This window comes from Streptomyces sp. DH12 (assembly GCF_020873895.1).
Lineage (GTDB): Bacteria > Actinomycetota > Actinomycetes > Streptomycetales > Streptomycetaceae > Streptomyces.
Genome location: NZ_JAHWGT010001239.1, coordinates 1 through 433 on the forward strand (window position 1 = coordinate 1; position 433 = coordinate 433).

Annotated in this window: 1 protein-coding gene; it reads right to left on the reverse strand. The window is 66.1% G+C overall.

Annotated elements, in window-relative coordinates; genetic code table 11:
• On the reverse strand, positions 1-424 hold a 424-nt coding region (locus LPA54_RS39440), incomplete at its 3' end, for a DUF47 domain-containing protein (protein WP_228985205.1).
• Positions 425-433: the final 9 nt, after the last annotated feature.

Genomic DNA, 433 nt, shown 5'->3' on the forward strand with positions numbered 1-433 from the left:
ACTCGGTGAGGTTCTCCATGGTGCGCAGGTGCGGCATGGCCTCCGCGGTGAGCTCCGCGGCCCGCGCCAGGACCTCGATCTGCTGCTCGACGCCCTTGGGCAGTTCCTCGACGTTGTAGAGGACGACCAGGTCGACGGCCTCCTCCATGAAGTCCATGATGTCGTCGAGGGACGACGCCAGGGCGTAGATGTCCTCGCGGTCGAACGGCGTGATGAACGAGGAGTTCAGCTGGTGGAAGATCGCGTGCGTGGCGTCGTCACCTGCGTGTTCCGCGGCCCGCATACGCTCTGCGATCTCGGCCCGGGCGGAGGTGTCCGCCCCGAGCAGTTCCATCAGGAGCTTGGAGCCGGTGACGATGTTGTCCGCCGACGCGGCGAACATGTCGTAGAAGCTCGTCTCCCTGGGGGTCAGACGAAAGCGCACGTGGGGTCC